This is a genomic window from Roseateles aquae (genome assembly GCF_032337115.1).
In the GTDB taxonomy this organism is placed as follows: Bacteria; Pseudomonadota; Gammaproteobacteria; order Burkholderiales; family Burkholderiaceae_C; genus Roseateles_C; species Roseateles_C aquae.
In genome coordinates this window covers 93,504-119,637 of the sequence record NZ_JAVXZY010000011.1, presented here as the reverse complement: position 1 = coordinate 119,637, position 26,134 = coordinate 93,504, and the positions used below count along the sequence as shown (strand labels likewise).

The window sequence follows — 26,134 nt, the reverse complement described above, 5'->3', positions numbered from 1 at the left end:
GGACGTCGTGTCAACAGGCCTTAGTCACGCACGGCCGGCGCCAGCAGCTGGATGCTGCCGGCATCGGCGTCGATCTCGACCTCGGCACCCACCGGCACGGTGAACTTGCGGCTGATGTGGCCAATCATCGCGCCGCGGTAGACCGGCACCTGCAGCGGCAGCAGGTAGTCGTCAAAGACTTCGTCCAGCGTCAGCGTGCCGTAGTTGCCGTCACCGGGCTCGCATTTGCTGAACTTGCCCAGCACCACGCCGGCCAGCTGGCCGAGCGCGCCGCACAGCCGCAGCGTCGACAGCATGCGGTCGACGCGGTAGATGTACTCGTTGATCTCTTCCAGGAACAGGATGGCGCCGCGGCAATCCGGGAAATAGGCGCTGCCGGCGATCGAGCTGAGCACGGCCAGATTGCCGCCGACCAGCCGGCCGCGCGCGCGGCCGCCGCGCAGGGTGCTGATGCGATCCTCGGTCTGCACCAACTGGCCGCCGCGCTCGCCCTGCGGGTTGCGCAGCAGCGCGGCCTCACCGTCCATCACCATGGCCTTGAATTGCCGCACGCTGAACTCGTTCCACTCGCTGCCGGCAAAGGGAGCGTGAAAGGTGATCAGGCCGGTCTGGCGCTGGATGGCGTTGACCAGGCAGGTGAGGTCGGAAAAGCCGCCGAAAAATTTGGGCTTTCTGGCGATCAGCCCGTAGTCCAGCCGGTCGACGATGCGGTTGCAGCCCGAGCCGCCGGTCAGCGCGAGGATGCCGGCCACCTCGTCATCGGCAAACATCGCATTGATATCGGCGGCGCGCTGCTCGTCGCTGCCGGCGAAATGGCCGTAGCGGGCGCGCAGATGGACACCGGTCTTGACCTTGAAGCCCAGGGCCTGCAGCGATTCGATGGCGATGGCCACCGGTTCGCGCTCGAAGCTGGCATTGGCCGGGCTGACCAGACCGAGCGTGTCGCCGGGGTGCAGGCGCCGGGCGCGCAAGAGGGCGGGCGGCGCGGCCGTGGCGGCGGCGTCGGCTGTTGCGTTGAGGCCGGTGGTGGCCGCGGCGGCGAGCAGCGTCTGGGCAAACTGGCGGCGGGGCAGGGACATCGGGGTCTCCACAGTCTTAGAGCACCCGCGGTAACTGCTGGCGCAGCTGCTCGGGGTCGCCCAGATTGAAATGCCACCACTCGCTGGGTATGGTGGAGAAGCCGCCGGCGCGCATGGCCGCGCGCAGCCAGCCGCGATGGCTGAGCTGCTCGGCGCTCAGCAGGCCCTGGGCCAGCAGCTCGGCCTCGTACTCGGGGTGCGAGATCGCGCTCATCTCATCGAAGCCGCTGCCCATGTCCAGCTCGCGGCCCTGGCCGTCGATCAGCGTCGCGTCGACGGCCATGCCGTAGGAGTGGATGGAGCCGCGTTCGGGATGGGCCAGATAGGGCGTCAGCGGCGTGCCCTGCAGCTCGGCGTAGAGCGCCTCCTGCACCCGCTGCGGCCGTAGGGCATCCAGCACCAGCAGGCGCAGCCCGGGGCGGTGCTGTTGCAGCCAGGCGGCCGAGCGCTGCAAGGCCTCGGCCGCTTCACGGCGCAGGTAGGCGCAGTCCAGTGCGCCGTAGACGTTACGGCCGACGAAGTTGTCCGGCGTGGCGTAGCGCAGTTCCAGCGCGATGCCGGGCAGGCTCAGCAGGTGCACAAAGTCGGCGTGGCCGGGGACGTCTTCACAGGCAATCATCGGAGGCATACGGCTCTCTGTTTCAACGGCGGTAGACGCCTTCGAAGTCCACGCTGCCATTGGGCGACATGATGAAGCCCACGACATCCTTGCGCACCGGAATGTAAACGGTGGAGTGCGCCATGGTGATCCAGGGCCGCTCGCGCTTGAACAGCTGCTGGGCCTGCTGGTAGAGCGCGATGCGGCGCTGTGGATCGGTGCTGCCGCGGGCCTCGGTGATCAGCCGGTCGAAGTCCGGATTGCAGAACTTGACGCCATTCTTGTTCGCCGCGCAGGACAGATTGGGGCTGAGGAACTCGTCGGCATCGCCGGTCTCACCGCCCCAGCCGCTCATATAGACGTCATGCTCGCCACGGTTGGCGCGCTTCAGGTACTCGCCCCATTCATAGGTCTTGATCGTGGCCTTGACGCCGATGCGGGCCCAGTCCTGCTGGATCAGCTGGGCCATCAGCTGGCCATTGGGATTGGTCGGCCGCGACACCGGAAGCGCCCACAGCTCGATGGCCAGGCCCTGGCCCGGCCCATAGCCGGCCTGGGCCAGCAGTTCGCGGGCCCGCGCCGGGTTGTATTCGTTCTTCAGCGTCTTGTCGTAACCGAGCACGGCCGGCGGAAAGGCGCTGACCGCCTGCATCGCATCGCCACGCGGGAACAGCGCCTTGAAGATGGCATTGCGGTCGATGGCGATGTCCAGCGCCTCGCGCACCTCGCGCCGGTTGGTGGGTGAGCGGCTCAGGTTGAAGGCCAGGTAGGAGATGTTCAGCGCCTGAATCTTCATCAGCGTGACCTCGCTGCGGCCATCGAGCACGCCGACATCGATATCGCGCAGCGGCGAGCTGATCTGGCACTCGCCGGCCAGCAGCTTATGTACCCGCACATTGGGTTCACGGCTGACGCTGAAGATCAGCTGCTCGGTCTGCTGCCGCTGGCGCCAGTAGTCGGGATGGGCCTGCAGGCGCAGCGCCTCGTCCTTGGTATAGGACTTGAAGCGGTAGGGGCCGGTGCCGACCGGGCGCTGGTTGATCAGCGCCGCCTGGCCACGCGCCAGCAGCTGGCCCGCGTACTCGGCCGAATGGATGCCGGCGAAGGCCATCGCGAAATAGCTCAGGAAGGTGACGTCGGGCGCGCGCAGGCGAAAGCGCACCGTCATGTCGTCGAGTCGGTCCATGCCCTCGACCATGCGCGCCAGGCCGATGTTCTGTGGGTAGATGAAACTGGCCGGGAAGGTCTTGTTGAAGGGGTGTTCGGGGTCGAGAAAGCGGCCGAAGGTGAAGATCACATCGTCGGCATTGAGCGTGCGGCTGGGCTTGAAGTCGGGCGTCGTATGGAACTTGACGCCAGGGCGCAGTGTGAAGGTCAGGCTCTTCGCATCGGGCGCCATCTGCCAGCGGCTGGCCAAGGCCGGCACGATCTCGGTGCTGCCGCGCCTGAAGGCCACCAGGCCCTGGAAGATCTGCTTGTTGGCCGCATTGGTGCTGGCCGAATCCCACAGCCCCGGATCAAAGCCCTCGGGGCTGGCCTCGCTGCAATAGATCAGCGGCTTGGGCTTGGCCGCCGCCTGCAGCGGCGCAGCGGCAAGCAGGGATAGCAGACAGAGAAACAGACGCATGGCGAATCGCGGGCCTGGGCGGTGCAGGAGGCAGGCGACCATAGCATGAGCTGCGGAGGGTCAGGCTCACCGGGCGGGCGTGGCGCCGTCTGGCCTTGGCCGGGCCTGTTGGTCAATCGTGACACCCCAATGGGTGTGACCATCGGCATTGGCCTGCCGCTGCATAGACTGCGAAGCGAACCGTTCGGGTGGCAGCAAGTCGGTGCTGCGCGCTGGCAAGTGACGGTATGAATTCAAGGTGGACGATCAAATGACAAAGCCAATGCTGGGAGGAAATATGCCGTGGACACGTCGACACGCGATGGGGCTGGGCCTGAGTGCCCTTGCCCTGGCCGGCCTGTTGCAGGCACCGGCGGCCTGGGCACAAAGCAAGACGGCGCCGGTCCACATCGCGGTGGCCTCGGTGCTGGGCGACAACTTCGCCGTGGTGACCCGTCAGGTCAATACCGGCAGCCTGCTCGATGCCAATCTGCGCGACAACTTCAAGCTCAGCGATGGCGTGTTCGACACCCCGGCGCTGCTGGCCATGGAGGGCGCGATCAAGCAGGCGGCACCGGCCGCGCAGTACAGCTTGATGAAGCTCAGCCAGTCCGAGGCGCTGAGCGGCGCGGCAGCCTTGCTGGATGGCGCGAGCTTTGCGGCACCGGCGGGCTTGAAGGCTGTCTTTGAGCAGATCCACGCGACGCACTTCCTGATGCTGTCGGCATTTCGCGCACCGGCGGTGGTGATCGATGCCCAAGGCGTTGGCGTCGGCAATGGCTGGCTGGAAGGTGTCGGCTATTACATCGACCGCCATGCCAAGGTTCGTCGCCACGAAGAAGGCGGCGAGCGCATCGGCTACATCGCGCCCTTCACCTACTTCAAGCTCTCGCTGTTTGATCTGGCCAGCGGCAAGCAGCTTGCTTCCAAGGTGGTCAACCGCGCTCCGATGCGCGCCGATTTCGACAAGGGCCTGGCCGACCCTTGGGAAATGTTGACCATGAAGGAGAAGCTCGACATGCTCACTGCGCAGCTGAAGACCGAGATCGAAAAGGCCGTGCCCGAGGTCTTGCCTCAACGTTGAGTGGTCTGAGGCGGCCTCAGACCGCCTCAGACCAGATGGCAGGCCACCTGCCTGCCATCGACCTCGCGCAGGGCCGGCGCCTCGCTGGCGCAGCGGGCCACGGCCCGTGGGCAACGCGGGTGGAAGGCGCAGCCGCTCGGCGGCGCCAGGGGGCTGGGGGCTTCGCCGTGGATGCGTATCCGCGGGCGGCGCTGGGCCGCGTGCAGCACCGGGGTGGCGCTGATCAAGGCCTGGGTGTAGGGGTGCAGCGGGCGCTCGAACAGGGCCGCCTTGCTGCCGCTTTCGACGACGCGGCCCAGGTACATCACCAGCAGCTCGTCGGCGATATGGCGCACCACGCCGAGGTTGTGCGAGATGAAGACATAGGCGCAGCCGCTGTCCTGCTGCAGGTCCATGAAGAGATTGAGGATCTGCGCCTGGATCGAGACATCGAGCGCCGAGGTCGGCTCGTCGGCCACGACGATGCGCGGCGCCAGCATCATCGCCCGCGCAATCGCGATGCGCTGGCGCTGACCGCCCGAGAACATATGCGGATAACGCTGCAGATGCTCGGGCCGCAGGCCGACCTTCTCCATCATCGCCAGCAGCCGCTGCCGGCGTTCGGCGGCACCGAGGCGGGTGTTGATGATCAGCGGCTCGGCCAGCGTGGCGGCAATGGTCTTGCGTGGGTTCAACGAGGCAAAGGGGTTCTGGAACACCATCTGCACCTGCTGGCGCAACTGGCGCAGCTCGGCCGCGCTGGCCCCGGCGGCATCGCGGCCGGCAATCAGCAGGCGGCCGGCGCTGGGCGGCTCCAGCAGCACCAGCTGGCGCGCCAGTGTGGACTTGCCGCAGCCCGATTCGCCGACCACTGCCAGCGTCTGCCCGGCGCGCAACGAAAAGCTGACGCCGTCCAGCGCGCGCACCGTGGCCCGGGGTTTGAACCAGCCCTGGCTGACGCGGTAATGGCGCGTCAGGCCCTCGGCCTGCATCAGCGTTTCATCGTTCAAGACCTGCTCCCCGGCGCCGGCACCTGGCCCAGCGGATAGTGGCAGCGCAGGCCCTGCACGAGCGCCGGGCGCTCGGCCCGGCAGCGTGCCTGCGCCCAGGCGCAACGCGGTGCCAGCAGGCAGCCGCCAGGGCGATCCAGTGCCGCCGGCACGATGCCGGGCAGGGCGCTGAGCCGGGCCTGGCCGGCACTCATCTCCGGCAGCGCGGCCAGCAGCGCGGCGGTATAGGGATGGCGCGGGGCCTCGAACAGCGCGGGCAGCGTGCCGGTCTCGACGATCTGGCCGGCGTACATCACCGCCAGCTGGTGGCGCACCTGGGCCGCCATCTCGGCCACCACGGCGAGGTCGTGGGTGATCAAGAGCAGGCTCATGCCCTGCTCGCGCTGCAGCTTCAGCAGCAGCTCGATGATCTGCGCCTGTATCGTCACATCGAGCGCGGTGGTCGGCTCGTCGGCAATCAGCAGCCGCGGCGCGCAGGCCATCGCGATGGCAATCATCACGCGCTGGTTCATGCCGCCGGAGAGCTGGTGCGGATAGGCCTGCAGCCGCTCGGCCGCCGCCGGGATCTCGACCTGCTCCAGCAGCTCAAGCGCCCGTGCACGCGCCGCCGCGCCGCGCAGCCCGGTGTGCTGGCGCAGCGCCTCCTCGATCTGAAAGCCGATGCTGTAGCTCGGGTCCAGGCTGGCTTGCGCGTCCTGGAAGACCATGGCGATGTCGCGCCCGGTCAGGCGGCGGCGCTCGGCCGGCGTCAGCGCGAGCAGGTCCTGGCCGGCAAAGCTGAGCTCATCGGCACTGACGCGGCCGGGGGCATCCACCAGCCCCAGGAGCGCCAGCATGGCCAGCGATTTGCCCGAGCCCGATTCGCCGACCAGGGCCAGCAGCTCGCCGCGACCGAGTTCCAGATCGACACCATCGACGGCCGCGAACGCGCCGAACTCGACGCGCAGATTGCGCACCCGCAGCAGGGTTGGCTCGTGATGGCTCATCAGCTGAGTCTCCGCAGCTTGGGGTCCAGCGCGTCGCGCAGGCCGTCGCCAATCAGATTGATGCACAGCACGGTGACCAGCAGGGTCAGCCCCGGCAGCGTCACCACCCAAGGGGCGCGGGCGATGTAGTCGCGCGCCGCCGCCAGCATGCAGCCCCACTCGGCCGTCGGTGCCTGCACGCCCAGGCCCAGAAAGCCGAGGCCGGCGGTTTCCAGGATGGCCGAGGAGAAGGCCAGCGTGGCGTTGACGATCAGCGGTGCCAGGCAGTTGGGCAGCACCGTAGAGAACATCAGCCGTAGCGTGCCGGCGCCGGCCACGCGGCTGGCGCTGACATAGTCGCGGCCCAGCTCGCCCAGCGCGGCGGCGCGGGCCAGCCGGGTGTAGCCGGGCAGCGCGCCGATGGCGATGGCAATCACCGTGTTGACAAGACCTGGCCCCAGCACGGTGATCACGCAGATCGCCAGCAGCAGGCCCGGCAGCGCCAGCATCACATCCATCAGCCGCATGATGGCCGGCGCCGCCCAGCGGGGGAAGAAGGCCGCCGTCAGGCCCAGCATCACGCCGGGCACGAGCGACAGCACGACCGAGGCCAGCGCAATCCCCAGCGAGACCCGGCCGCCATGCAGCAGCCGCGATAGCAGATCGCGGCCCAGCTCGTCGGTGCCGAGCCAAAAGCGCGCACTGCCCTGGGCCTGCCAGGCTGGTGGGGTCAGCATGTGCTCGCGGTACTGTTCAATCGGGCTGTAGGGCGCCAGCCAGGGCGCCAGCAGTGCCGCCAGCGCGATCAGCGCAAAGACGATCAGCGCCGCCAGCGCGCCGCGGTTGGCGGCAAAGGCGGCGCAGAAGGCCGCGGCCGGCGAGGGCGGCGAGGGCGGCGACGGCGGTGAGGCGTCCGGTGTCGGAGGCTGAGGCGGGACGGTTGACATCAGCGCGAACGCAGCCGTGGGTTGAGCAGGCCGTAGAGCAGGTCGACGACGAGGTTGACGGCGATGAAGGTGCAGGCCGAGATCAGGATGCCGGCCTGCACGACCGGATAGTCGCGCCGCGCGATCGCGTCGATCAGCCATTTGCCGATGCCCGGCCAGGAGAAGATGGTTTCGGTCAGCACCGCGCCGGCCAGCAGGCTGCCGGCCTGCATGCCGATCACCGTCAGCACCGGCACCAGCGCATTGCGCAACGCATGGACGATCACCACCCGGGCGGGCGACAGGCCCTTGGCCCGCGCGGCGCGGACGTAGTCCTCGCGCAGCACCTCCAGCATCGAGGAGCGTGTCATTCGCGCAATCACCGCCATCGTCGAGGTGCCCAGCACCAGCGCCGGCAGCGCCAGATGGCGCAGCGCGGAGAGAAACGCGCCTTCCTCGCTGCTGCGCCAGCTGTCCCACAGCATGAAGCCGCTGAGCCGTTCGACCTCGTACTCGATCGCGATGCGACCGGAGATCGGCGTCCAGCCGAGGTTGACCGAGAAGGCCATGATCAGGATCAGGCCCCACCAGAACACCGGCATCGAGTAGCCCACCGTCGCCAGCCCCATCACGCCCTGGTCGAGCAGCGAGCCGCGGCGCAGGCTGGCCAGCACGCCCAGGCTGAGGCCCAGCGCCACCGCCAGCAGCAGGGCGGCGCCGGCCAGCTCCAGCGTGGCCGGGAAGCGCTGGGCAAACTCCGTGGCCACCGGCTCATGGCTGATCAGCGACTGGCCCAGATCACCCTGGGCCAGCTGAGCCACGTAACTCAGATACTGCGCGGCCAGCGGCCGGTCCAGACCGAGCTGCTTGGCCAGCGCCGCGTGGGTGGCCGGGTCCAGGCCGCGCTCGCCCATCATCACCTCGATCGGGTCGCCGGGCACCAGGCGGATCAGGAAGAAGGCGACCAGGGTGACGCCCAGCAGCGTGGGCAGCAAGGTGGCCAGGCGGCCGAGCAGGAACTTGAACGGCATCGCGGGCCCTATGGCGCCTTCTCGGCAGCCGGCGCCGGCTGCGGCCGGACCATGCGCATGCCCTCGGGCAGCGTGGCCACCTCCAGCAGCGCGGCCGTCTCGGCATCGGGTTCGCCGTCGTAGCGGGCCGGGCGGTACTTCATCTGGAAGGCGGCGATGACATTGCGCGTCGCCCGGTCCAGCTCGCCGTTGCGCGGCACATCAAAGCCGTGGCGGGCCAGCTTGGCCTGGAACCAGGCGACGTCGGGCAGGGACAGCTCATAGCCCGGCCGGCGCTCGGCCACCATGGCCTCATCGGGCCAGGCGATCAGGCCGGCCTGCCACAGCCGCTTCCAGGGAAACATGGGCCCCGGGTCCTGCTTGCTCTGCGGCTGGATATCGCTGTGGCCGACGATGCGCTCGGGCCGGATCTGGTGCCGCGCGACGATCTCCTTGCACAGCTGGATGACCTCGTCGATCTGCTTGTCCGGGTAGGGCGCATAGCTGACCGTGCCATCGGCGCCAACCAGGCGGCCCGGATTGACGATCTCGATGCCGATCGAGCCCGGATTGATATTGGCCGAGCCGCGCCAGTAGCTGACGCCGGCATGCCAGGCGCGCCGGCTCTCGTCGACCAGCCGGTAGGTGGTGACGGGCTCGTCACGCACCAGGTAATGTGCCGAGACCTTGCCGCCGGTGGTCAGCGTCTTCAAGGAGCTCTCGAAATCGCCCACCGTGTAGTGCAGCACCAGGAACAGCACCCGGCTGTCCTGGTTCTCAGACACATAGCGGGTGTCGATGCGGACGCCTTGCGGCGGTGCCGTGGCGCAGCCAGCCAGCATCAGCGTCGCGACCAGCAGCGTGGCGGGGAAGCGTGCTGGAAACGTGGCCAGGGAGGCAGGGGCAGCAAGGCGCAATCTCATCGTGGCTGGGATTGTGCAGCAGGCCAGAATGCGGCAGCGCAGACAGGAGGGTCACAGTGGCGGCAATGACGGATTTCCATGGTGAGGGGCCGGGCGCCCAGGCCCGCGATGGCTGTTCGGTCGAGCTGTATCAGCGGTCTTCTTATCGCGGTGAGCTGGAAGGCCTGTTGCGCTGGCTGAAGCCGGGCGCGACGGTGCTGGAACTCGGCTGTGGCACCGGCCGGCTGAGCCGCCGGCTGGCCCAGCTGGGCTGCGTGGTGGTGGCTGTCGACAACTCGGCCGAGATGCTGGCGCAGCTGGATGCCTTGGCCCTGCCGGGGGTCAGGTCTTGCCTGGCCGATATCGAAGGCCTGGCCCTGGATCAGCGCTTCGATGTGGTGCTGCTGGCCAGCGGGCTGATCAACCAAGTCGATGCAGCGCTGCGCCAGGCCCTGGTCGCCGCGGCTGCCAGGCACCTGACGCCACACAGTGTGCTGCTGCTGGAGCGACAGGACGCTGCCTGGCTGCGCAGCGCCGAGCCTGGACCGCTCGGCGAGCTGGACGGCATGGCGCTGACGCTGGAGACGGTGCGCCGCCATGACGATGGCAGTGTCGCCATGACGCTGGCCTACCGCGCCGCTGATCAGCTTTGGCGGCACAGCTTTCGCCTGCTGCCACTGGCCGAGGCAGAGGTGCAGGCACTGCTGAGCCCTCATGGCCTGAGCCGTGTCGAGTGGCTGGAGCCGGGGCGGCGCTGGGCGGTGGCACAGCGGCCGGTGAGGTGAATACTGTATTTATAATCAGTAGTCTGTGTCTCTCGCCCGCCCGCCATGACCGCGCCCGCCCTGACCCGCCACCACCGCGCTCGCCTGATGCAGGTCTGGCGTTCGGCCGGCTGGCCTTGCAAGGATGGCATCGAGATCGATCTGCTGGCGGCCGGCCTGCTGCAGCTGCAGCAGGGCAGTGATGGCCGCGAGACGCTGCGGCTCAGCGAGGCCGGCATTGCACTCTTGGCCGAGGCGCGCCAGCGCGGCGTTCGCGCGGCCAGCGGTCATGACCGGCTGGCGCAGAAGTTCGCCGAACGCTTGATCGATAGCGGCCGCATCGTCTGGCGCGAGCTCTCGCTGCGCGCGCAGCTGGAGGCCGAGGCGGCGCCGCCGCTGCCGCTGTGCGGCAGCGATGGCAGCGCGCAAGACCTGACCCCGGCGCTGCAGGCCGCCGAGGCGCCACCGCCCTCGCTGTTCGGCGAGGCCCTGCCCGATAGCGCGGTCGCCGTCGCTGCCCGCAAGGTCTGGCGCATGGCCCGGCCCGATCTGTTCTCGCTGCGCAATACCTCGGTGCCGGCCTATCTGCAGCCCATCGTTCACGAGATCAAGTTCAGCCGCGCCGATCTCTTGTCTGACCTGCGCCATGCCGCCAAGCGAGCGGCGTATCAATGGCTGTGCAGCGAGGTCTATTACGTGTTCCCGGCCGGCGTGGCCAAGCCCAACGAGATTCCGCTGGAGTTCGGCGTCTGGGTGCTGCATGGCGATGTGGGCGATGGCCAGTTCGAGTTGCTGCGCCCGGCCCGGCACCAGCCCTGCACGCTGCCTTTTGCCGTCTGGCTGGCGCTGGCCAAGGCGGCGCCGCTGCGCCGCGAGGAGGCGCTTGACGAGAACGAGCCCGCCGGCCAGCTGCCCTTGCAGGATCGCGTCGATGCGGTGGCCGCCGCCGTCGCTGTGGCCGCTGTGGCCGCGCCTGACGGAGCCGGCTGATGTACAGCATCGCCGTGCGTGAGCTCTGCGAGTTCAGTGCCAAGCGCGGTGATCTGGACCTGCGTTTCACCCCCGCACCAAGCGCCCAGGAAGGCATTGCCGGCCATGCGCTGGTGGCCCAGGGCCGCGCCGAGGCCAGTGCCAGCTACCAGGCCGAGCTGAGCTTGAGCGGCGACTATGCCGGGCGGCTCGTGGTGCGCGGTCGTGCCGATGGCTTCGATCCGGCGCGGGGCAGGCTGGAGGAGGTCAAGACCTACAAGGGCCGGCTCGACCGCCAGCCCGAGGCGCACCGGGCGCTGCACTGGGCGCAGCTGAAGGTCTATGGCTGGCTGCTCTGCGCGCAGCAGGGGCTGGACGAGATCGAGCTGGCCCTGGTCTATTTCCATGTGCTGAAGCAGCAGGAAACGGTGTTCAGTGAGCGCTGCACGGCCGCCGAGCTGCGCGCCCACTTCGAGCTGCTGTGCCAGCGCTTTCTCGGCTGGGCCGAGCAGCAGCTGGCCCATGTCGAGCAGCGCAATGCGGCGCTGCAGGTGCTGGCCTTTCCCTTTGGCGAGTTTCGCCAGGGCCAGCGGGCGCTGGCCGAGGCCGTCTACCGCGGCGCCGCCTCGGGCCGCTGCCTGCTGGCCCAGGCGCCCACCGGCATTGGCAAGACGCTGGGGACGCTGTTTCCGCTCTTGAAGGCGATGCCGGGGCAGCGCCTGGACAAGGTTTTCTTCCTGGCCGCCAAGACCTCGGGCCGGCAGCTGGCGCTGGACGCGCTGCAGCGCCTGCGTCAGGCCGGCGCGCCACTGCGCACGCTGGAGCTGGTCGCGCGCGACAAGGCCTGCGAGTACCCGGACCGCGCCTGCCATGGCGAGTCCTGCCCGCTGGCCCAAGGCTTTTACGAGCGGCTGCCGGCGGCGCGCGCCGAGGCCGTGGCTGCGCCCGCGCAACTCGACCAGGCGGCCGTGCGCGCGATTGCGCTGGCCCATCAGGTCTGCCCCTACTACCTGAGCCAGGAGCTGGCGCGCTGGGTCGATGTGGTGATCGGCGATTACAACTACTACTTCGACGTTGCCGCGCTGCTGCATGGCCTGACGCAGCTGAACGACTGGCGCGTCGGCCTCTTGGTTGACGAGGCGCACAACCTGCTAGAGCGCGGCCGCAAGATGTACAGCGCCGAGCTCTTGCCCGAGACGCTGGCCGAGGCCCGGCGCGGCAGCGCGGCGCGCGCCGATCCGGCGCTGAAGAAGGCGCTGGACAAGCTCTCTCGCGCCTGGACCGTGCTCGCGCGCGCCCAGACCGAGCCCTACGCGGTGCTGCCGGCGCTGCCGGACAAGCTCTTTGCCGCGCTGCAGAACTGCATCGTCGTGCTGGGCGAACACTTCAGTGCGGCGCTGGACGATGCCGCGCATTTCAAGCCCGACCCGGCGCTGCAGGCCTTTTATTTCGAGGCCCTGCAGCTGGCCCGGCTGGCCGAGCAGCTGGACAGTCATTCGCTGGTCGATCTGAGCCTGGCCGAGCCGCGCCGGAGCGCCAGAAGCGTGGCCAAACCCACGGCCGCCGCGACGCTGTGCCTGCGCAATATCGTGCCGGCGCCGTTTCTACGCCCGCGGCTGGAAGCGGCGCATTGCGCCACGCTGTTCTCGGCCACGCTGCAGCCCAGCCATTTCTATGCCGATCTGCTGGGCCTGCCCGAACAGCATGTGGCCATGGACATGGCCTCGCCCTTCGAGGCCAGCCAGCTGCAGGTGCGCATCCACCAGCAGATTTCGACCCGCTACCAGCACCGTGCCGCGTCCGTGGCGCCGATTGCCGCGCTGATGGCGCACCAGTACACCGCCGCGCCGGGCAACTACCTGGCCTTCTTCAGCAGCTACGACTATCTGCAGCAGCTGCAGGACCATCTGGCCACGCACTATCCGGCCCTGCCGGTGTTTGCCCAGCAGCGCCGCATGAGCGAGGCCGAGCAGCGCCAGTTCCTGGCCCGCTTCGACGAGCAGGGCCGCGCCGGCATCGGCCTGGCGGTGCTGGGCGGCGCCTTTGCCGAGGGCATCGATCTGCCGGGCCAGCGGCTGATCGGCGCCTTTGTCGCCACGCTGGGCCTGCCGCAGCTCAACCCGGTCAATGAGCAGATTCGCGAACGGATGGAGCAGCTGTTCGGCGCCGGTTACGACTACACCTACCTCTACCCGGGCCTGCAGAAGGTGGTGCAGGCGGCCGGGCGGGTCATACGCACCGTCAGCGATCAAGGCCATCTGCACCTGATCGACGACCGCTTTGCGCGCCGCGAGGTGCGTGCGCTGCTGCCGGCCTGGTGGCGCCTGGATGGCGCTTGAGCGCCAGCACAGGCGATTTCAGAGCGATTCAGGCGCGATTCAGGCGGATTTCAGGTCAGCGGGGCGGGGCGCCCACTACAAACCAGGCCTTCGCTGCACGGTTTGCAGCGCCACCCCACCCGTCTCGAAAGTTCAAATGATGACCAAAACCCTGATCGCCGCCTCCGTGCTCGCTGGCCTGCTGCTGGCCGGCCCGGCCACCGCCGCCCCGCAGACCTACACCATCGTCAGCAAGCTGTCCCGGGTCAGCTTCAATCTGGAGCACCAGGGCTTCATCCAGCTCTTTGGCACGCTGCGCCTGGCGCCGGGCAATTTCGTCTTTGATGCCGAGGACTGGAGCCAGTCCTCGGTGGCGGTGAAGATGCCCATCCCCTCGCTGGACATGGGCGACGCCGTCTGGAACCAGCAGATCCGCGGCGACAGCGCCTGGAAGGCCTTGTTCAGCCGCGCCGAGATCGGCTTTCGCAGCACAAAGCTGGAACAGACCGGGCCGCAGCAAGGCCTGCTGCACGGCGAGCTCAGCCTGGCCGGCGTCACCAAGCCGGTGACGCTGCAGCTGCGCTTCAACAAGCTGGGCCTGAATCAGGTCAGCGAAAAACCCTCGGTCGGCTTTGCGGCAACGACGACGATCAAGCGCTCCGACTTTGGCCTGGATGCCTACGCGGACCTGGTTGGCGACGCGCTGGCCGTCAACATCCAGCTCGAAGCCGCCGTCGGCGCCGACGGCGATGCCGGCCATGCGACGACGGCGCTGGGCGTCAAGCCGATGGGCGGCATGGCGGACCAGATGGGCAAGGGCGGCAAGGCCGGTTCAAGCCACTGAGCCGCCGCTGAGCCGCAGCGCCTGCTTCAGGCGCTGCTGTCGATATGGCGCACCGGCCACTCGGCGGCCTCGTCCTCGTCCGGCGCTTCCCACAGATCGCTGGCCAGCTCGAAGATGGGCTCGGGCACGAGCATCGCAAAGGTCTCGCCCTGCTCGGTATTGCGCTGCTGAACGCGAGCCCGGCGCAACTCGCGGGGCGCATCCAGCACATGCAGCTGCAGCGCATGGCCGCTGTCCAGCACCTGGCGGCAAAAAGCGTGGCGGGGCTGGCGCTGGATCAGACCCAGCTCCAGCACCACATCGTGGCCGGCGGCCAGCCACTGCTGGCTGTGCTGCCACAGCATCTCCAGCAAGCGCGCCTTGCGTTCGACGTACCAGGGAATGAAATCACCGCTGGGGCGGTCCGGGCTGTACAGCCGGGCGAACCAGGCGTCCAGCGCCAGCGGCACGGTGCCGAGTTCACGGGCCAGGCGCAGCGCATAGGTGCTCTTGCCAGCGCCGACGGGGCCTTCGATCAGGTGGACGGTGGGCATCCGGGATTCTCTCGTTAGGGGGGGTGTGGGCAGGCTTGGCGTTAGCGCCCCAGCATCCGCGTCAAGATCGCGTCGCGGTCAATGAAGTGATGCTTCAGCGCGCCGGCCAGGTGCAGCAGCAGCAAGCCGATCAGCGTGTAGCCGAGCAGCTCATGGGCTGTTTCGCCGAACTCGGCGGCCGCAGCGTTGAAGGGCAGCACCTCGCCCGGGTGGGCCGGGTCCATCTGCAGCGGCACCAGCTCCAGGCCGAAGACATTGATGCCGTGGCCGCTGGCGGCCGAGTGCAGGGCGCCGCTCAATGGCATCAACAGGGTGCAGGCTAGTAGCGCGCCGTGGGTGAGCAGGGCCAGGCGGTGCTGCAGCGGCGGCGTTGGCCCCAGCGGCGCGGGCCAGCCTTCGCGCAGCCGCAGCAGCGCGCGCGGCACGGTCAGCAGCAGCACCAGCATGCCAAAGGCCTTGTGCCAGGGGTAGAGCGGCCAGATTTCCAGACGGCTCATCAGCAGGCCGACGATCAGCAGCGTGATCATCGCCGCGGCGATCAACCAGTGCAGGGTGATGGTGAGGGGGCTGAGTCGCTGACGCTGATCCATGGTGGCGGTGCGCTGTTGGATGAATGAGGCCGCGATTGTTGCCGCAGTCCGGCGAAGTGTGCAAAGTTTGTGCACGAGCTGGGCTGCGCGAACAGCGAACCGTTGCTTCGTCCCAGTTGGGCAGGCACCGGATGGCGGCGAGGCCTCTTGATAGCGTCCAGACTGTGCGTCTTATGATCTGCCGTTTTCCACACTTCTTCGCCCATGGAACCGCTGCTTCGCTGGCGCCGTGCATCGCGCGGCTGGATAGGGCTGATGCTGGGCGTCGGCCTGCGTCTGCGCGTGCAGCTGCTGTGCCTGATGCTGGCCGGGCTGCTCGCTGTGGTGCAGCAGCCTGCCGAACAGGCCGACGAGCCGCGATTCGCGGACCCGACACGGCCCGAGGCCCTGGGCCAGCGTTCGCTGCGCAACATCAACCTGCAAGCCCGTGCAGGCCTGGCGCATCGAAGCCTTTTGCGCATGGCCTGTAGCGAGCGCCTCGGCGACGCCGAGCTGGCCGGCGTGGGCGCGCGAGACCGGGCATTGGCTACACAGCGCTGCGAGTCATCGGATTGAGTTGACGCTGTGATGAAACCCGGCCCGACACTCTCCGGTTAGAGTGGGCGTACCCGCGGCCCTGTGCAGTACGCGCCGCCCCAGCCGCATTGCCAGAGGCCTGCCATGGTGAGACGTTCTCCGCCCGCCCCGCGCACCGCCGCGTCCCGGCCCCAAGCCAAGGCTTCGGCCAAGCCGGAGGCAGCCGGCCATGGCTCGGCGCTCAAGCCGCTGAACCTGGCGCTGCAGGGTGGCGGTGCCCATGGCGCCTACACCTGGGGCGTGCTCGATGCCTTGCTGGCCGATGGCCGGCTGACGCTGGAAGCGCTCAGCGCCACCAGCGCCGGCAGCCTCAATGCGGTGGCGCTGGCCGATGGCTGGCGGCGTGGCGGCGTCGATGGGGCGCGCGAGTCGCTGCAGCGGCTCTGGCAGGCCATCGCCGAGGCCGGTCGCTTCAATCTGCTGCGCCCGCCCTGGCTCGATGTCTTCATGCATGGCATGCAGCAGGCGGTGCCGCTGGAATGGTCGCCGCCCTATCTGTGGATGAGCGGGCTGATGCAGATGATGTCGCCCTACCAGCTCAATCCGCTGAACATCAATCCGCTGCGCGAGGTGCTGGAGCAGCAGATCGACTTCGAGGCCCTGCGGGCCAGCCCCGCGCTGAAGCTTTTTGTCAGTGCCACCAATGTCGAGACCGGCAAGATCAAGGTCTTCGAGCGCCAGCAGCTCAGCGTCGATGTGGTGCTGGCCAGTGCCTGCCTGCCGACGCTGTTCCAGGCGGTCGAGATCGACGGAGAGCATTTCTGGGACGGCGGCTATATGGGCAACCCGGCCATCTTCCCGCTGATCTATGAGTGCGACAGCGCCGATGTGCTGATCGTCCACGTCAACCCGGTGCTGCGCCGCGGCGTGCCGCGCACCGCGGCCGAGATTGCCAACCGGGTCAACGAGATCAGTTTCAATTCCTCGCTGATGCGCGAGATGCGCGCCATCGCCTTCGTCACCAGCCTGATTGACCGCGGCAAGCTCTCGCCCGACGATGCCCGGCGCATGCGCATCCACTCGATACGCAGCGATGCGCTGATGGCCGCCCAGGGTGTGGCTTCGAAGATGGATACCGCCTGGCCTTATCTGTGCGAGCTGCGCGATGCCGGCCGGCGCCAGGCGCTGGCCTGGCTGGGGGAGCATTTCGATCAGATCGGCATCGACTCGACGGTGGACATCCGCGGCGAGTTTCTCTGAACGCCGGGTCGCCCTGGCGGCCCCGGGGGCGCAGCCGCTCAGCCCGGCAGCGCCGCGTACAGCGCGAGCAGTTCCTGCGTCAGCTTGTGGCGCGCGTCCAGGTGGATCATCGGCCGCGCCAGTTCGTGCGATTCCTTCATCTTCACGCTGGCACTCAGGTAGGGCTGCAGCACCGGCAGGCCTTCATCGAGCAGCTCCTGCACGGTGCGCTGCGGCAGCGCGGCGCGCGGCTGGAACTGGTTGACGACGATGCCCTCGATCTGCAGCTGCTCGTTGTGATCGGCCTGGATTTCCTTGACGCTGTCCAGCAGGCCGTAGAGCGCGCGGCGGGCGAACTCGTCGCAGTCGAAGGGAATCAGGCAGCCCTCGGCGGCGATCAGCGCCGAGCGGGTGTAGAAGTTCAGCGCCGGCGGCGTGTCGATCCAGACCTCGTCGTAATCGCCGGCCAGCTCGCGCAGCGCGTCGCGCAGCTTGTAGATCTTGTAGCGGCTCTCCAGCTTGCTGTGCAGTTCCTCGAGCAGGGCGCTGGCCGGCATCAGATGCAGGTTCTCCCAGGGCGTCTCGACGATGAAGTCGCTGGTCTTGGGCGTGCGCACGCTGAACTTCAGCGTGGTCTCGAAGAACTCGGCCGCACCCGGCGTGGGCTCATCGGCTGCGTCACCGAGCAGGTAGCGGCTGGTATTGGCCTGCGGGTCCAGATCGACGACCAGGGTGCGCCGCCCCTGCGCGGCGGCGATCGCGGCCAGATTGCTGGTGATGCTGGACTTGCCGACTCCGCCTTTTTGATTGAACACGACACGACGCATAAGAACCCTTCCCGTGCAGCTGCAGATGGCCTATTGTGCACTGCAACATTGACGCCTGGATGGCGGGAGGGCTCCCTACTTCAGCGCCAGACCGGGCTCGGCCTCAGGCGCGGCGCCAGGCCTGCCGGGGCCCCTCGCGGCCGGCGGTGTCCAGCGCGGCCAGCGCCAGCGCCTGCCAGCCCTGGGCCGGCAGCAGGGCCTCCCGGCCCCAGAGCCGCTGCCAGCGCCAGCGGCCATCGTCGTGCAGCAGCCAGAGCAGATGGGCGCCGGCGCTGCCCTGCCAGTGCAGGCGCAGGCTGCCATCGGCGCGCTGTTCCAGCAGCGGGGCCGTCGGCGGCGGCGGTGTGGCGCGGTCTTCGGCCAGCCAGGGCATGGCCGGCGGCAGCGCTGGTTCGGCATAGGGCCCGGCCAGCAGTGCATCGGCCAGACCGCGGCGGTTCTGCGCCAGCGCCACCATGCTGAAGTGGGCATGGCCGGGCGCATCGCTGCCCGCGCGGCTCAGTGCGATCTGGCCGAGGATCTCGTCGGGCTGCCAGCTGTCGGCGTTGCTGTTGATGCGGCTGCTGAACAGGCCCGGCCAGATGTGCCGGCTCTTGGGGTTGAGGCCACGCCAGGCCTGCAGCAGCGGCGCAAAAGCCTGAGCCGCCTGGGCGCGTGGCCAGTAGAGCTGCGGTGCCAGATAGTCCAGCCAGCCCTCGGCCAGCCAGCGCTCGACATCGGCGTAGAGCTTGTCGTACTGCGAGAAACCGCTGATGCCGGCCGGGCGCAGATCGGGCCGCGGCAGGCCAAAGGGGCTGATGCCCAGCAACATGCCGGGGCGGCTGCGGCGCACTTGTTGGCTGAGTTGCGCGACCAGGCGGTTGACGTTGTCGCGCCGCCACTCGGCTCGCGCCAGCTGGCCGCCACCGGCGCGGTAACGGGCCCAGCTCGGCTCGTCGGGGAAGTCGAGCTCCTGGCTGCCGGACGCGTCCTTGATCGGGTAGGGATAGAAGTAGTCGTCGATGTGCACGCCATCGATGGCATAGCGCTGCAGCACATCGTCGATGACAGCCAGCGTGTGCGCCGCCGCCTCGGGCTCGCCCGGGTCTGTCCAGAGCTGATCGCCATAGGCCTTGACCCAGTCCGGCCGCGTTTGACTCAGATGGCCGGCGGCGCGCGGCCCGCGGGCGCCGCTGGGCCGCGCGCGGTAGGGGTTGAACCAGGCATGCAGCTCGATGCCGCGGGCATGGGCCTCGTCAACCCAGCGCGCCAGCGGGTCCCAGCCGGGATCCTGGCCCTGCACGCCGCTGAGCACCTCGCTCCAGGGCTCCAGCGCCGACGGGTAGATCGCATCGGCGCTGTTGCGCACCTGCAGGATCAGCGCATTCAGGCGCAGTGCCTGGGCCCGATCGAGCAGGGCCAGCATCTCGGCGATCTGCTGCTCGCGGCTGAGGCCGGCGCGGCTGGGCCAGTCGATATTGGCGACGGTCGCGACCCAGGCGGCGCGGAACTCGCGTGCCGGCGCCGGGGCGGCAGCGGCCAGCTCGGGGGCGGTGCGCAGGCGCGGGCCGGGGCCTGGACCTGGACCTGGACCTCGACTATGGGGCGCGGCGCAGCCCGCCAGGCCGATCGCAGCAAGGCCAGCCAGCCCTTGTAGCGCCTGGCGGCGGGTGGGGATGTTGCTCATGCTGATGGCTCCTGCCGGCCAAAGCCCTCGGGCACGCGCAACAGCGCCGTGGCCGCGAGCGAGGGCAAGGTGGCCAGCAACACCCAGAGGAAGAAGTGCAGATAGCCGAGCTGGGCCTGCAGCCAGCCACTCCACAGCCCAGGCAGCATCATGCCCAGGGCCATGAAGCCGGTGCACAGCGCGTAGTGCGCGGTCTTGTAGCGGTTCTCGCCCTTGTCGCCATCGCCCTCGGCAAACAGCATCATCGCGACCAGATAGGCGGTGAAGCCCAGGCCATAGCCGAACTGCTCGATGGCCAGCGCCGCGCTGATCAGCGCCAGCGATTCCGGCTGCATCTGCGCCAGCGCCACAAAGGCCAGATTGGGCAGATGCATGGCCAGCACCAGCGGCCAGAGCAGCCGGCGCAGGCCATGGCGCGAAATCAGCCAGCCGCCGAGCAGACCGCCCAGCATCAGCGCCACCAGGCCTACCGTGCCATAGGCCAGGCCCAGCGCCTGGGTGGACAGGCCGAGGCCGCCGGCGCTGCGCTCATCAAGCAGAAAGGGGCTGGCCAGCTTCAGCAGTTGGGCCTCGGGAAAGCGGTAGAGCAGCAAAAAGGCCAGCACCACGGCGATGCGCGGCTGGGCAAAGAAGCTGCGAAACACCTGCAGGCTTTCGCGGGCCACCGGAGCCAAGGCGGCGCCCTGCGGCTGATCGGCCACGGGCTTGGGCAGGCGCAGCTGGTGGTAGAGCGCGGCCAGCAGCAGCAGCGCGGCGGCGAGGCCGAAGACCTGGGCCCAGGCGCTCTGGAAGCTGCCGCTCTCGGCCTGCAGCCAACCGGCCAGAAAGACCAGGCCGCCCTGGGCGCCGATGTTCGCCAGCTTGTAGAACGTGGAGCGCACGCCCACGAAAGCCGCCTGCTGATGGCGCGGCAATGCCAGCAGATAGAAGCCGTCGGCGGCGATGTCGTGTGAGGCCGAGGCAAAGGCCATCAGCCAGAACAGGGCCAGCGTGGCCTGCACAAAACCGGGCTGCGGCAAGGCCAGCGCCAGGGCGGCCAGCGCCGCGCCCACCAGCCCCTGCATCGCCACAATCCAGCCCCGCTTGCGGCCCAGCAGCTCGATCAGCGGCGACCACAGCGGCTTGATCACCCAGGGCAGGTAAAGCCAGGAGGTGTAGAGCGCGATCTCGGTGTTGCCCAGGCCGAGGTTCTTGTACATCACCACCGACAAGCTCATCACCAGCACATAGGGCAGGCCTTGCACCAGATAGAGGCTGGGCACCCAGGCCCAGGGGCTTGATCGCACGGTCGTCATGGCGGCGCAGTGTCGCCGATTCCGCCGGGGCGGCGCGGCAAAGATATTTATCGGACGCGCTGTAAGGACTGGCGGCATCACCGCGACCGAAGGGCACATGCTGCGGCGCCGCTGCAGCCTGTTCAACCCCAACCGAAACAGGAGAACCCCATGAACGCATCCCTGAAGACCGGCCTGTCCGTCGCCGCCGCTGCTGCCGCTCTGTTCGCCACCGCCACCGTCAGCACCACGGTGCAGGCCGCCGACGCCGGCATGGTCAAGTGCTCGGGCATCAACAGCTGCAAGGGCACGTCCGAGTGCAAGACGGCCAAGAACGAGTGCAAGGGCCACAACAGCTGCAAGGGCCAGGGCTGGGTCAGCAAGGCCAGTGCTGGCGAATGCTCGAAGGCCGGCGGCACGGTGCTGAAGTAAGCCGCATACGCATCGCCTGTGAAGCGCACCGCGGCCTGGCCGCGGTGCTGATGGAGTCCCCATGCCAAACGTCCAGGGCTTTGGGCTCGGTCTGCGCACCGAGCACTATGCCGATTTCGAGGCAGGTCTGCCCGCCGGGCAGCGCCCCGACTGGCTCGAAATCATTTCCGAGAACTACCTGGTGCCCGGTGGCGCACCGCTGGCGCATCTGGAACGCATCCGGCGCGACTACCCGCTGGTGATGCATGGCGTGTCGATGTCGATAGGGTCCAGCGACCCGCTCAATCTGGACTATCTGCGCAGCCTGCGCCAGCTGGCCGATCGCATCGCGCCGGCCTGGTTGTCTGACCACCTCTGCTGGACCGGCGTCGACCACCGCAATCTTCACGATCTGCTGCCCATGCCTTACACCCGGGCAGCGCTCGATCATCTCTGCAGCCGCATCGAGCAGGTGCAGGAGTTGCTGGCGCGGCCGCTGGTGCTGGAGAACGTCTCCAGCTATGTGCGCTTTGTGGCAGACGAGATGAGTGAGGCCGAGTTCGTCGCGACGCTGCTTCGCCGCAGCGGCTGCCAGCTGCTGCTGGACGTCAACAACGTCTATGTCTCGGCGCGCAATCACGGCTTCGATGCCAAGGCCTATATCGACCAGATGCCGCCCGAGCAGGTGGTGCAGATCCATCTGGCCGGCCACGAAGACCTGGGCGAGCTGGTGATCGATACCCATGACCACCCGGTCTGCGATCCGGTCTGGCAGCTCTATCGCCACACGCTGGAGCGCCTGGGCCGGCCGGTGCCGACGATGATTGAGCGCGACGATCACATCCCGCCCTTGGCCGAGCTGCTGCAGGAGCTGGACCAGGCACGGCAGGTCTCGGTCGAGCTCTTTGCCGCCGAGGCCCAGCCATGCTGAACAGCGAGTTGCTCGCCCTGCAGCAGCGCCTGCAGGCTGCCGTGCTCAGTGATGAGGCGCCCGTGTTTTCCGGGCAGGCCGGCGTTGTTGGCGTGGCCGGCGAGCGCGGCCTGGCCGCCTACCGCCATGCCTACCGCGCCCGTTTGCTGGCCGCCTTGCGCGACAACTACGCGGTGCTGCACCAGGCACTCGGCGACGAGGCCTTTGATGCGATGGGCCTGGCCTATCTGGCCGCGCATCCTTCGGTCCATGCCTCGATACGCTGGTTTGGCGACCGGCTGCCCGAGTTTCTGGCGGGTGCCGGCGCCGCGCTGCTGCCGCATCCGGCCCTGCTCGATCTGGCCCGGATGGACTGGGCGTTGCGCGGCGCCTTTGATGCGCCCGACGACCAGCCCTTGCAGGCCGCCACGCTGGCAAGCTTGCCCCCCGAGCAGTGGGCCGCGCTGCGCCTGCGCCCGCGTGCCAGCGCCCAGCTGCTGGCGCTCCACTGGGCGATCGCGCCGGCCTGGCGGGCGCTGCTGCGCCAGACCGAGGGCGAGCCGGCCGGCGAGCTGGCGGCGCCCGAGCCGCTGCAGCAACTGCTGCTGGTCTGGCGCCGCGGGCTGCAGACGCAGTGGCGCATGGTCACCGGGCTGGAAGCTGCGCTATGGACGGCGGTGTTCGACGGCGCCAGCTTTGCCGCACTGTGTGCGCTGGCGGCCAGCGAAGCCGGTGAGCAAGAGGCGGCAGCGCGGGTGATCGGCCATCTGCAGCAATGGCTGGCCGAGGAAAGCCTGGCCGAGCAAAGCCAAGTCGCGCCGGACTGAATTTCCCCTGCGCGCCAGCAGGAAATGGCGCTTCAGCGCATGATGGGCGCCTTCTGCGACAACCCCGCCCGTGCACCATGTACCACCCACCGCGTTTCTCTCTTCGTCTTCGCCTGGTCGCCGCTGCGCTGGCCTTCATGAGCCTGGACGCCAGCGCCGCGCTGGCGGTTGGCGCCGCCGCGCCGACCTTCACCACCGAAGCCGCCACCGCCGGCGAGGCCAGCCGCTTTGATCTGGCCGAGAACCTGAAGAACGGGCCGGTGGTGCTGTACTTCTACCCCAAGGCCTTCACCAGCGGCTGCACCGTCGAGGCGCACCAGTTCGCCGAGGCCAGCGACAAGTTCAAGGCGCTGGGCGCCCGCGTCGTCGGCATCTCCAATGACGATATCGCCACGCTGAAGAAGTTCTCGGTCGAGGCCTGCCGCAACAAGTTCTCGGTCGCCGCTGATGCCGGCGCCAAGATCATCCGTTCCTACGATGCCAAGCTGGCCATGGTCGAGATGGCCGACCGCATCTCCTACCTGATCACGCCGGACGGCAAGATCGCCGCCGTTCACGCCAGCATGAATGCCGACGGCCATGTCGACGCCATGCTGAAGGCCGTGGAGCGCTGGAAGGCCGGCAAGAAGTGAGCCTGGGCCGGCGTGGCTGGCTGACGGCGGCGCTGGGCCTCAGCCTGGGCCTGACGGCTTGCCAGAGCACGGCACCGCCCGCAGCGCCGCAGCCCGTTGCCAGCGAAGCGCTATTGGCGCCGGCCGGTGGCCGCCTCTGGCGCGTTGATCCGGCCGCCTCGCGGCTGCGCATGCTGGCCTTTCGGGCCGGCACGGCCGCGCGCCTGGGGCACAACCATGTGCTGACCGCGCCCGAGTTCGAGGGCTGGCTGCAGCTGCCGGGGTCAGGTCTTGCCGGGGCCAGTTTTGCGCTGAGCTTCCCGCTTGCGCGGCTGCGGCTGGACGATCCGGCCGAACGGGCCCGCCTTGGCGAGGCCTTCGCCTCCACGCTGACGCCGGAGGATGTGGCCGCCACCCGCGCCAATATGTTGGGCCCGCGTCTGCTCGACGCCGCGCGGCACCCGCTGTTGCAGCTGCACTCGCTGCAGATCGTTGGCGAGGGCGAGCAGCTGGCGGCGCTGGTGCAGATCAGCTGGCATGGCCAGCAACATCAGCAGTGGCTGGCCATGCAGGCGCGGCAGAGCGGCAGCGAGCCCGCGGCGCCCTGGCAGGTGCGTGGCCAGCTGGTGCTGCTGCAGTCGGACTTCGGCATCACGCCCTTCAGCGTGCTTGGCGGCCTGCTGGCGATGCAGGATGCGGTGACGGTGGAATTCGAGATTCAGCTGAAGTCTGCGGACCGTCCTTTAGGAAGGTCTGCATAAGTCGGCGTGGGCCGTGGCAAGCACCAGCCAGGGCCTGCCAAGGCGCGAGCCGCAGCTCAGGCTGGTGGCCTGCACAAGGCTCGCAACACCGGCAGGGCGTGGCTGGTGCTTGCCCTGCGGGTTGAGAGAAGAAGGGCCCCCACGGGCGTTGCGCTGCTCGGCTGTCGGGCCACCAGCCCGACCTTCGCAGCGCGCCTACGTGGCCGCCCTTTTTCTCTCAACCACGACCCACGCCGACTTATGCAGACCTTCCTTAAGCCGCGCCTAATTCTTGCCGTCCATCATTGCCGTTCACGCTGCCACCGATGGAGTCAAGGCAATGAAAAACTGGTTCAAGCACAACCGCGGCTTTCTGCTGTTCCTGCTCTGCTTCGGCTTCTTCCGCACCGCGGTGGCGGACTGGAACCCGATTCCCTCCGGCTCGATGCGGCCCAATCTGCTCGAGGGCGATGTGGTCTTCGTCAATCGCCTGGCCTATGACTTCAAGCTGCCGCTGACCGACCACATCATCGCCCCGCTGGCCGATCCGCAGCGCGGCGATATCGTCACCTTCAGCTCGCCGCGCGACGGCACCAGGCTGATCAAGCGCCTGATCGCCGTACCCGGCGACACCGTCGAGATGCGCGATGGCCGCCTGCTCATCAATGGCGAATCGGCCCAGTACGACGATGTGCAGGAAAAGCCCGAGCCGCTGGAGCCCTTTGGCAGCGTCAAGGCCTTGCAGATGACCGAGAAGCTGGGCGCGCTTGAACACCGGATGCAGCGGCTTGAAGGCGTGCGCTCGATCAGCAGCTTCGAGCCCGTGGTGATCCCGCCCGGCCAGTACCTGATGTTGGGCGACAACCGCGACAACAGCGCCGATTCGCGCTACATCGGCCTGGTGCCGCGCCAGCTGCTGATCGGCCGCGCGGTGCGCATCCTGGCCTCGGCCGACATCAAGGGCGACTGGCTGCCGCGCCTGGGCCGCTTCGGCCAGAAGCTGCAGTGAGTCGCGTCATCGCATTGCTATAGTCGGCCGCCATAGCCTAGTAGGCAATGAGGGAGGCGCGATGATGAAGGCAAGCAGAAGAATCTGTTGTCTGCTCGGACTGGCGTGGGTCTGCTCCGTGCAGGCCCAAGGTGCGGAAGACATCGGCCGCGCTCAAGCGGCCGCTACGCAATGGCTGGCGCTCAGCGATGGCGGCCAGTACGCGGCCAGTTGGGATCAAGCTGCCGCCGTCTTTCAGCAGAGCATCAGCAAGGCCAAATGGGAAGAGGCGCTGAAGGCGGTTCGCAGTCCGCTGGGCGCGCTGAAGTCGCGCACGATGAAATCGGCGACCTGGACCAAGGCCCTGCCCGGCGCCAAGGGCGGGCCGTTTCTGGTGGTCCAGTACGACAGCGAGTTCGAGCACAAGGCCGGCGCCGTCGAGACGGTCACGCCGATGCGCGAGGCCGATGGCAGCTGGAAGGTCTCGGGCTATTTCATCAAGTGAGCGGCCGCTGTGCAGGTGTTCACGTTGAGTGATCAGCCGCCGAGCGCCGCTGACTTCAAGGCCTTGTACGACAGCACCGGCTGGGGTTCCCCCCATCGGAATCCGGACGACTACGCGCGTGCGCTGGCCGGCTCCTGGCGGGTGGTGGCCGCTTATGGCTCGGATGCTGCAGGCAAGCCCCGCCTTGTTGGCTTCGCGCGGCTGATCTCTGATGGCGTGCTGCACGCCTACGTGAATGAAATGATCGTCCACCCCGAGGCACAGGGGCAGGGCCTGGGTTCCCGGCTGCTCAAGGAGCTGCTGGCGATCTGCCAGTTGGCCGGCATCACCGACATCCAGCTCTTCAGCGCGCGCGGCAAGCGCGGCTTCTACGAACGCCATGGCTTCGTCGCACGGCCGGACGAGGGGCCGGGCATGCAGTACCTGCCGGGCGCCTGAAGCAG

At 68.5% G+C, this 26,134-nt stretch carries 28 protein-coding genes; 15 read left to right on the top strand and 13 right to left on the bottom strand.

Annotated elements, in window-relative coordinates; all coding sequences use genetic code 11:
- Positions 1 to 20 precede the first annotated feature (20 nt).
- The 3 genes from RQP53_RS21455 to RQP53_RS21445 are packed head-to-tail and all read right to left on the bottom strand — an operon-like array spanning position 21 to position 3,304.
- Positions 21 to 1,079: a S66 peptidase family protein gene (locus RQP53_RS21455; RefSeq protein WP_315652743.1), complete on the bottom strand. Its 1,059-nt coding sequence runs from the start codon at positions 1,077 to 1,079 to the stop codon at positions 21 to 23.
- Between the two features lie 16 nt (positions 1,080 to 1,095).
- Positions 1,096 to 1,707, bottom strand: a complete 612-nt coding sequence (locus RQP53_RS21450; RefSeq protein ID WP_315652742.1) for a M15 family metallopeptidase — start codon at positions 1,705 to 1,707, stop codon at positions 1,096 to 1,098.
- A gap of 13 nt (positions 1,708 to 1,720) precedes the next feature.
- Positions 1,721 to 3,304 (bottom strand): ABC transporter substrate-binding protein, encoded by a 1,584-nt coding sequence (locus RQP53_RS21445; protein WP_315652741.1) that lies wholly within the window; start codon positions 3,302 to 3,304, stop codon positions 1,721 to 1,723.
- 277 nt (positions 3,305 to 3,581) lie between these two features.
- On the opposite strand from RQP53_RS21445, the gene RQP53_RS21440 reads away from it, so the two are divergent.
- A complete protein-coding gene (locus tag RQP53_RS21440; protein ID WP_315652740.1) occupies positions 3,582 to 4,367 on the top strand; it encodes a hypothetical protein in 786 nt (261 codons plus the stop codon).
- Positions 4,368 to 4,393: 26 nt separating this feature from the next.
- Here RQP53_RS21440 and RQP53_RS21435 read toward each other — a convergent pair whose 3' ends face one another.
- Genes RQP53_RS21435 through RQP53_RS21415 form a run of 5 tightly spaced genes read right to left on the bottom strand, consistent with a single transcriptional unit; the run spans position 4,394 to position 9,180 of the window.
- Positions 4,394 to 5,401, bottom strand: a complete 1,008-nt coding sequence (locus tag RQP53_RS21435; protein ID WP_434064137.1) for a dipeptide ABC transporter ATP-binding protein — start codon at positions 5,399 to 5,401, stop codon at positions 4,394 to 4,396.
- Positions 5,353 to 6,342 (bottom strand): ABC transporter ATP-binding protein, encoded by a 990-nt coding sequence (locus tag RQP53_RS21430; protein WP_315652738.1) that lies wholly within the window; start codon positions 6,340 to 6,342, stop codon positions 5,353 to 5,355. Before RQP53_RS21430 ends, RQP53_RS21435 begins: the two co-directional genes overlap by 49 nt.
- The gene (locus RQP53_RS21425) at positions 6,342 to 7,268 is read right to left on the bottom strand and encodes an ABC transporter permease subunit (RefSeq protein ID WP_315652737.1); all 927 of its coding nucleotides are present in this window, start codon (positions 7,266 to 7,268) and stop codon (positions 6,342 to 6,344) included. The genes RQP53_RS21430 and RQP53_RS21425 overlap by 1 nt, the downstream gene beginning before the upstream one ends.
- Positions 7,268 to 8,278, bottom strand: coding sequence for an ABC transporter permease (locus RQP53_RS21420; protein ID WP_315652736.1), 1,011 nt, complete (start codon positions 8,276 to 8,278; stop codon positions 7,268 to 7,270). Before RQP53_RS21420 ends, RQP53_RS21425 begins: the two co-directional genes overlap by 1 nt.
- An 8-nt stretch (positions 8,279 to 8,286) precedes the next feature.
- Positions 8,287 to 9,180 (bottom strand): N-acetylmuramoyl-L-alanine amidase, encoded by an 894-nt coding sequence (locus RQP53_RS21415; protein WP_315652735.1) that lies wholly within the window; start codon positions 9,178 to 9,180, stop codon positions 8,287 to 8,289.
- Positions 9,181 to 9,245: 65 nt separating this feature from the next.
- On the opposite strand from RQP53_RS21415, the gene RQP53_RS21410 reads away from it, so the two are divergent.
- The 4 genes from RQP53_RS21410 to RQP53_RS21395 all read left to right on the top strand — a co-directional run bounded on the left by RQP53_RS21410 (position 9,246) and on the right by RQP53_RS21395 (position 14,054).
- Positions 9,246 to 9,944 (top strand): class I SAM-dependent methyltransferase, encoded by a 699-nt coding sequence (locus tag RQP53_RS21410; RefSeq protein ID WP_315652734.1) that lies wholly within the window; start codon positions 9,246 to 9,248, stop codon positions 9,942 to 9,944.
- A 45-nt stretch (positions 9,945 to 9,989) separates the two neighbouring features.
- Positions 9,990 to 10,913: a hypothetical protein gene (locus tag RQP53_RS21405; RefSeq protein ID WP_315652733.1), complete on the top strand. Its 924-nt coding sequence runs from the start codon at positions 9,990 to 9,992 to the stop codon at positions 10,911 to 10,913.
- The gene (locus tag RQP53_RS21400) at positions 10,913 to 13,231 is read left to right on the top strand and encodes an ATP-dependent DNA helicase (RefSeq protein ID WP_315652732.1); all 2,319 of its coding nucleotides are present in this window, start codon (positions 10,913 to 10,915) and stop codon (positions 13,229 to 13,231) included. Before RQP53_RS21405 ends, RQP53_RS21400 begins: the two co-directional genes overlap by 1 nt.
- Positions 13,232 to 13,367: 136 nt before the next feature.
- Positions 13,368 to 14,054, top strand: coding sequence for a YceI family protein (locus RQP53_RS21395; RefSeq protein ID WP_315652731.1), 687 nt, complete (start codon positions 13,368 to 13,370; stop codon positions 14,052 to 14,054).
- A 26-nt stretch (positions 14,055 to 14,080) separates the two neighbouring features.
- Here the strand turns inward: RQP53_RS21395 and RQP53_RS21390 are convergent, their stop codons facing one another.
- Both RQP53_RS21390 and RQP53_RS21385 read right to left on the bottom strand, forming a co-directional pair.
- A complete protein-coding gene (locus RQP53_RS21390; RefSeq protein ID WP_315652730.1) occupies positions 14,081 to 14,587 on the bottom strand; it encodes a P-loop nucleotide/nucleoside kinase family protein in 507 nt (168 codons plus the stop codon).
- Positions 14,588 to 14,628: 41 nt separating this feature from the next.
- A complete protein-coding gene (locus RQP53_RS21385) occupies positions 14,629 to 15,177 on the bottom strand; it encodes a cytochrome b (RefSeq protein ID WP_315652729.1) in 549 nt (182 codons plus the stop codon).
- Between the two features lie 204 nt (positions 15,178 to 15,381).
- On the opposite strand from RQP53_RS21385, the gene RQP53_RS21380 reads away from it, so the two are divergent.
- Together RQP53_RS21380 and RQP53_RS21375 are read left to right on the top strand one after the other, a co-directional pair.
- Positions 15,382 to 15,732, top strand: a complete 351-nt coding sequence (locus RQP53_RS21380) for a hypothetical protein (RefSeq protein ID WP_315652728.1) — start codon at positions 15,382 to 15,384, stop codon at positions 15,730 to 15,732.
- Positions 15,733 to 15,837: 105 nt separating this feature from the next.
- Complete coding sequence (locus RQP53_RS21375) at positions 15,838 to 16,953, top strand: patatin-like phospholipase family protein (RefSeq protein WP_315652727.1); 1,116 nt, start codon at positions 15,838 to 15,840, stop codon at positions 16,951 to 16,953.
- A 38-nt stretch (positions 16,954 to 16,991) separates the two neighbouring features.
- On the opposite strand, the gene RQP53_RS21370 is transcribed toward RQP53_RS21375, so the two are convergent.
- The 3 genes from RQP53_RS21370 to RQP53_RS21360 form a co-directional block, all read right to left on the bottom strand.
- Positions 16,992 to 17,759, bottom strand: coding sequence for a ParA family protein (locus tag RQP53_RS21370; protein WP_315652726.1), 768 nt, complete (start codon positions 17,757 to 17,759; stop codon positions 16,992 to 16,994).
- Between the two features lie 103 nt (positions 17,760 to 17,862).
- Entirely contained in the window at positions 17,863 to 19,425 is a 1,563-nt protein-coding gene (locus RQP53_RS21365; protein ID WP_315652725.1) for a glycoside hydrolase family 10-like protein, read from the bottom strand.
- Positions 19,422 to 20,720, bottom strand: a complete 1,299-nt coding sequence (locus tag RQP53_RS21360; protein ID WP_315652724.1) for an MFS transporter — start codon at positions 20,718 to 20,720, stop codon at positions 19,422 to 19,424. The genes RQP53_RS21365 and RQP53_RS21360 overlap by 4 nt, the downstream gene beginning before the upstream one ends.
- Before the next feature lie 150 nt (positions 20,721 to 20,870).
- On the opposite strand from RQP53_RS21360, the gene bufA2 reads away from it, so the two are divergent.
- The 8 genes from bufA2 to RQP53_RS21320 all read left to right on the top strand — a co-directional run bounded on the left by bufA2 (position 20,871) and on the right by RQP53_RS21320 (position 26,129).
- Positions 20,871 to 21,131, top strand: coding sequence for a BufA2 family periplasmic bufferin-type metallophore (gene bufA2 / locus RQP53_RS21355; RefSeq protein ID WP_315652723.1), 261 nt, complete (start codon positions 20,871 to 20,873; stop codon positions 21,129 to 21,131).
- Positions 21,132 to 21,192: 61 nt separating this feature from the next.
- Positions 21,193 to 22,041: an MNIO family bufferin maturase gene (bufB, locus tag RQP53_RS21350; protein ID WP_315652722.1), complete on the top strand. Its 849-nt coding sequence runs from the start codon at positions 21,193 to 21,195 to the stop codon at positions 22,039 to 22,041.
- Positions 22,035 to 22,847 carry an HvfC/BufC family peptide modification chaperone gene (locus tag RQP53_RS21345; protein ID WP_315652721.1) on the top strand — a complete coding sequence of 271 codons (813 nt, stop codon included), beginning with the start codon at positions 22,035 to 22,037 and terminating at the stop codon, positions 22,845 to 22,847. The genes bufB and RQP53_RS21345 overlap by 7 nt, the downstream gene beginning before the upstream one ends.
- A gap of 77 nt (positions 22,848 to 22,924) precedes the next feature.
- Positions 22,925 to 23,479: a peroxiredoxin gene (locus tag RQP53_RS21340; RefSeq protein WP_315652720.1), complete on the top strand. Its 555-nt coding sequence runs from the start codon at positions 22,925 to 22,927 to the stop codon at positions 23,477 to 23,479.
- Positions 23,476 to 24,219 carry a YceI family protein gene (locus RQP53_RS21335; RefSeq protein WP_315652719.1) on the top strand — a complete coding sequence of 248 codons (744 nt, stop codon included), beginning with the start codon at positions 23,476 to 23,478 and terminating at the stop codon, positions 24,217 to 24,219. Before RQP53_RS21340 ends, RQP53_RS21335 begins: the two co-directional genes overlap by 4 nt.
- 319 nt (positions 24,220 to 24,538) lie before the next feature.
- Positions 24,539 to 25,207 carry a signal peptidase I gene (gene lepB, locus RQP53_RS21330; RefSeq protein WP_315652718.1) on the top strand — a complete coding sequence of 223 codons (669 nt, stop codon included), beginning with the start codon at positions 24,539 to 24,541 and terminating at the stop codon, positions 25,205 to 25,207.
- 64 nt (positions 25,208 to 25,271) lie between these two features.
- Positions 25,272 to 25,691, top strand: coding sequence for a DUF4019 domain-containing protein (locus RQP53_RS21325; protein WP_315652717.1), 420 nt, complete (start codon positions 25,272 to 25,274; stop codon positions 25,689 to 25,691).
- A gap of 15 nt (positions 25,692 to 25,706) precedes the next feature.
- Positions 25,707 to 26,129, top strand: a complete 423-nt coding sequence (locus RQP53_RS21320) for a GNAT family N-acetyltransferase (RefSeq protein ID WP_434064136.1) — start codon at positions 25,707 to 25,709, stop codon at positions 26,127 to 26,129.
- Positions 26,130 to 26,134 lie beyond the last annotated feature (5 nt).

Excerpts from the sequence above, each read along its gene's own strand:
- RQP53_RS21455 (WP_315652743.1), bottom strand. The coding sequence starts at position 1,079 with ATGTCCCTGCCCCGCCGCCAGTTTGCCCAGACGCTGCTCGCCGCCGCG.
- RQP53_RS21410 (WP_315652734.1), top strand. The coding sequence starts at position 9,246 with ATGACGGATTTCCATGGTGAGGGGCCGGGCGCCCAGGCCCGCGATGGC.
- RQP53_RS21360 (WP_315652724.1), bottom strand. The coding sequence starts at position 20,720 with ATGACGACCGTGCGATCAAGCCCCTGGGCCTGGGTGCCCAGCCTCTAT.
- RQP53_RS21375 (WP_315652727.1), top strand. The coding sequence starts at position 15,838 with ATGGTGAGACGTTCTCCGCCCGCCCCGCGCACCGCCGCGTCCCGGCCC.
- RQP53_RS21420 (WP_315652736.1), bottom strand. The coding sequence starts at position 8,278 with ATGCCGTTCAAGTTCCTGCTCGGCCGCCTGGCCACCTTGCTGCCCACG.
- bufA2 (WP_315652723.1), top strand. The coding sequence starts at position 20,871 with ATGAACGCATCCCTGAAGACCGGCCTGTCCGTCGCCGCCGCTGCTGCC.
- RQP53_RS21405 (WP_315652733.1), top strand. The coding sequence starts at position 9,990 with ATGACCGCGCCCGCCCTGACCCGCCACCACCGCGCTCGCCTGATGCAG.
- RQP53_RS21325 (WP_315652717.1), top strand. The coding sequence starts at position 25,272 with ATGAAGGCAAGCAGAAGAATCTGTTGTCTGCTCGGACTGGCGTGGGTC.
- RQP53_RS21365 (WP_315652725.1), bottom strand. The coding sequence starts at position 19,425 with ATGAGCAACATCCCCACCCGCCGCCAGGCGCTACAAGGGCTGGCTGGC.
- RQP53_RS21345 (WP_315652721.1), top strand. The coding sequence starts at position 22,035 with ATGCTGAACAGCGAGTTGCTCGCCCTGCAGCAGCGCCTGCAGGCTGCC.
- RQP53_RS21415 (WP_315652735.1), bottom strand. The coding sequence starts at position 9,180 with ATGAGATTGCGCCTTGCTGCCCCTGCCTCCCTGGCCACGTTTCCAGCA.
- RQP53_RS21445 (WP_315652741.1), bottom strand. The coding sequence starts at position 3,304 with ATGCGTCTGTTTCTCTGTCTGCTATCCCTGCTTGCCGCTGCGCCGCTG.
- RQP53_RS21440 (WP_315652740.1), top strand. The coding sequence starts at position 3,582 with ATGCCGTGGACACGTCGACACGCGATGGGGCTGGGCCTGAGTGCCCTT.
- RQP53_RS21450 (WP_315652742.1), bottom strand. The coding sequence starts at position 1,707 with ATGCCTCCGATGATTGCCTGTGAAGACGTCCCCGGCCACGCCGACTTT.
- RQP53_RS21425 (WP_315652737.1), bottom strand. The coding sequence starts at position 7,268 with ATGTCAACCGTCCCGCCTCAGCCTCCGACACCGGACGCCTCACCGCCG.
- RQP53_RS21370 (WP_315652726.1), bottom strand. The coding sequence starts at position 17,759 with ATGCGTCGTGTCGTGTTCAATCAAAAAGGCGGAGTCGGCAAGTCCAGC.
- RQP53_RS21390 (WP_315652730.1), bottom strand. The coding sequence starts at position 14,587 with ATGCCCACCGTCCACCTGATCGAAGGCCCCGTCGGCGCTGGCAAGAGC.
- RQP53_RS21380 (WP_315652728.1), top strand. The coding sequence starts at position 15,382 with ATGGAACCGCTGCTTCGCTGGCGCCGTGCATCGCGCGGCTGGATAGGG.
- RQP53_RS21340 (WP_315652720.1), top strand. The coding sequence starts at position 22,925 with ATGTACCACCCACCGCGTTTCTCTCTTCGTCTTCGCCTGGTCGCCGCT.
- RQP53_RS21385 (WP_315652729.1), bottom strand. The coding sequence starts at position 15,177 with ATGGATCAGCGTCAGCGACTCAGCCCCCTCACCATCACCCTGCACTGG.
- RQP53_RS21395 (WP_315652731.1), top strand. The coding sequence starts at position 13,368 with ATGATGACCAAAACCCTGATCGCCGCCTCCGTGCTCGCTGGCCTGCTG.
- bufB (WP_315652722.1), top strand. The coding sequence starts at position 21,193 with ATGCCAAACGTCCAGGGCTTTGGGCTCGGTCTGCGCACCGAGCACTAT.
- lepB (WP_315652718.1), top strand. The coding sequence starts at position 24,539 with ATGAAAAACTGGTTCAAGCACAACCGCGGCTTTCTGCTGTTCCTGCTC.
- RQP53_RS21430 (WP_315652738.1), bottom strand. The coding sequence starts at position 6,342 with ATGAGCCATCACGAGCCAACCCTGCTGCGGGTGCGCAATCTGCGCGTC.
- RQP53_RS21400 (WP_315652732.1), top strand. The coding sequence starts at position 10,913 with ATGTACAGCATCGCCGTGCGTGAGCTCTGCGAGTTCAGTGCCAAGCGC.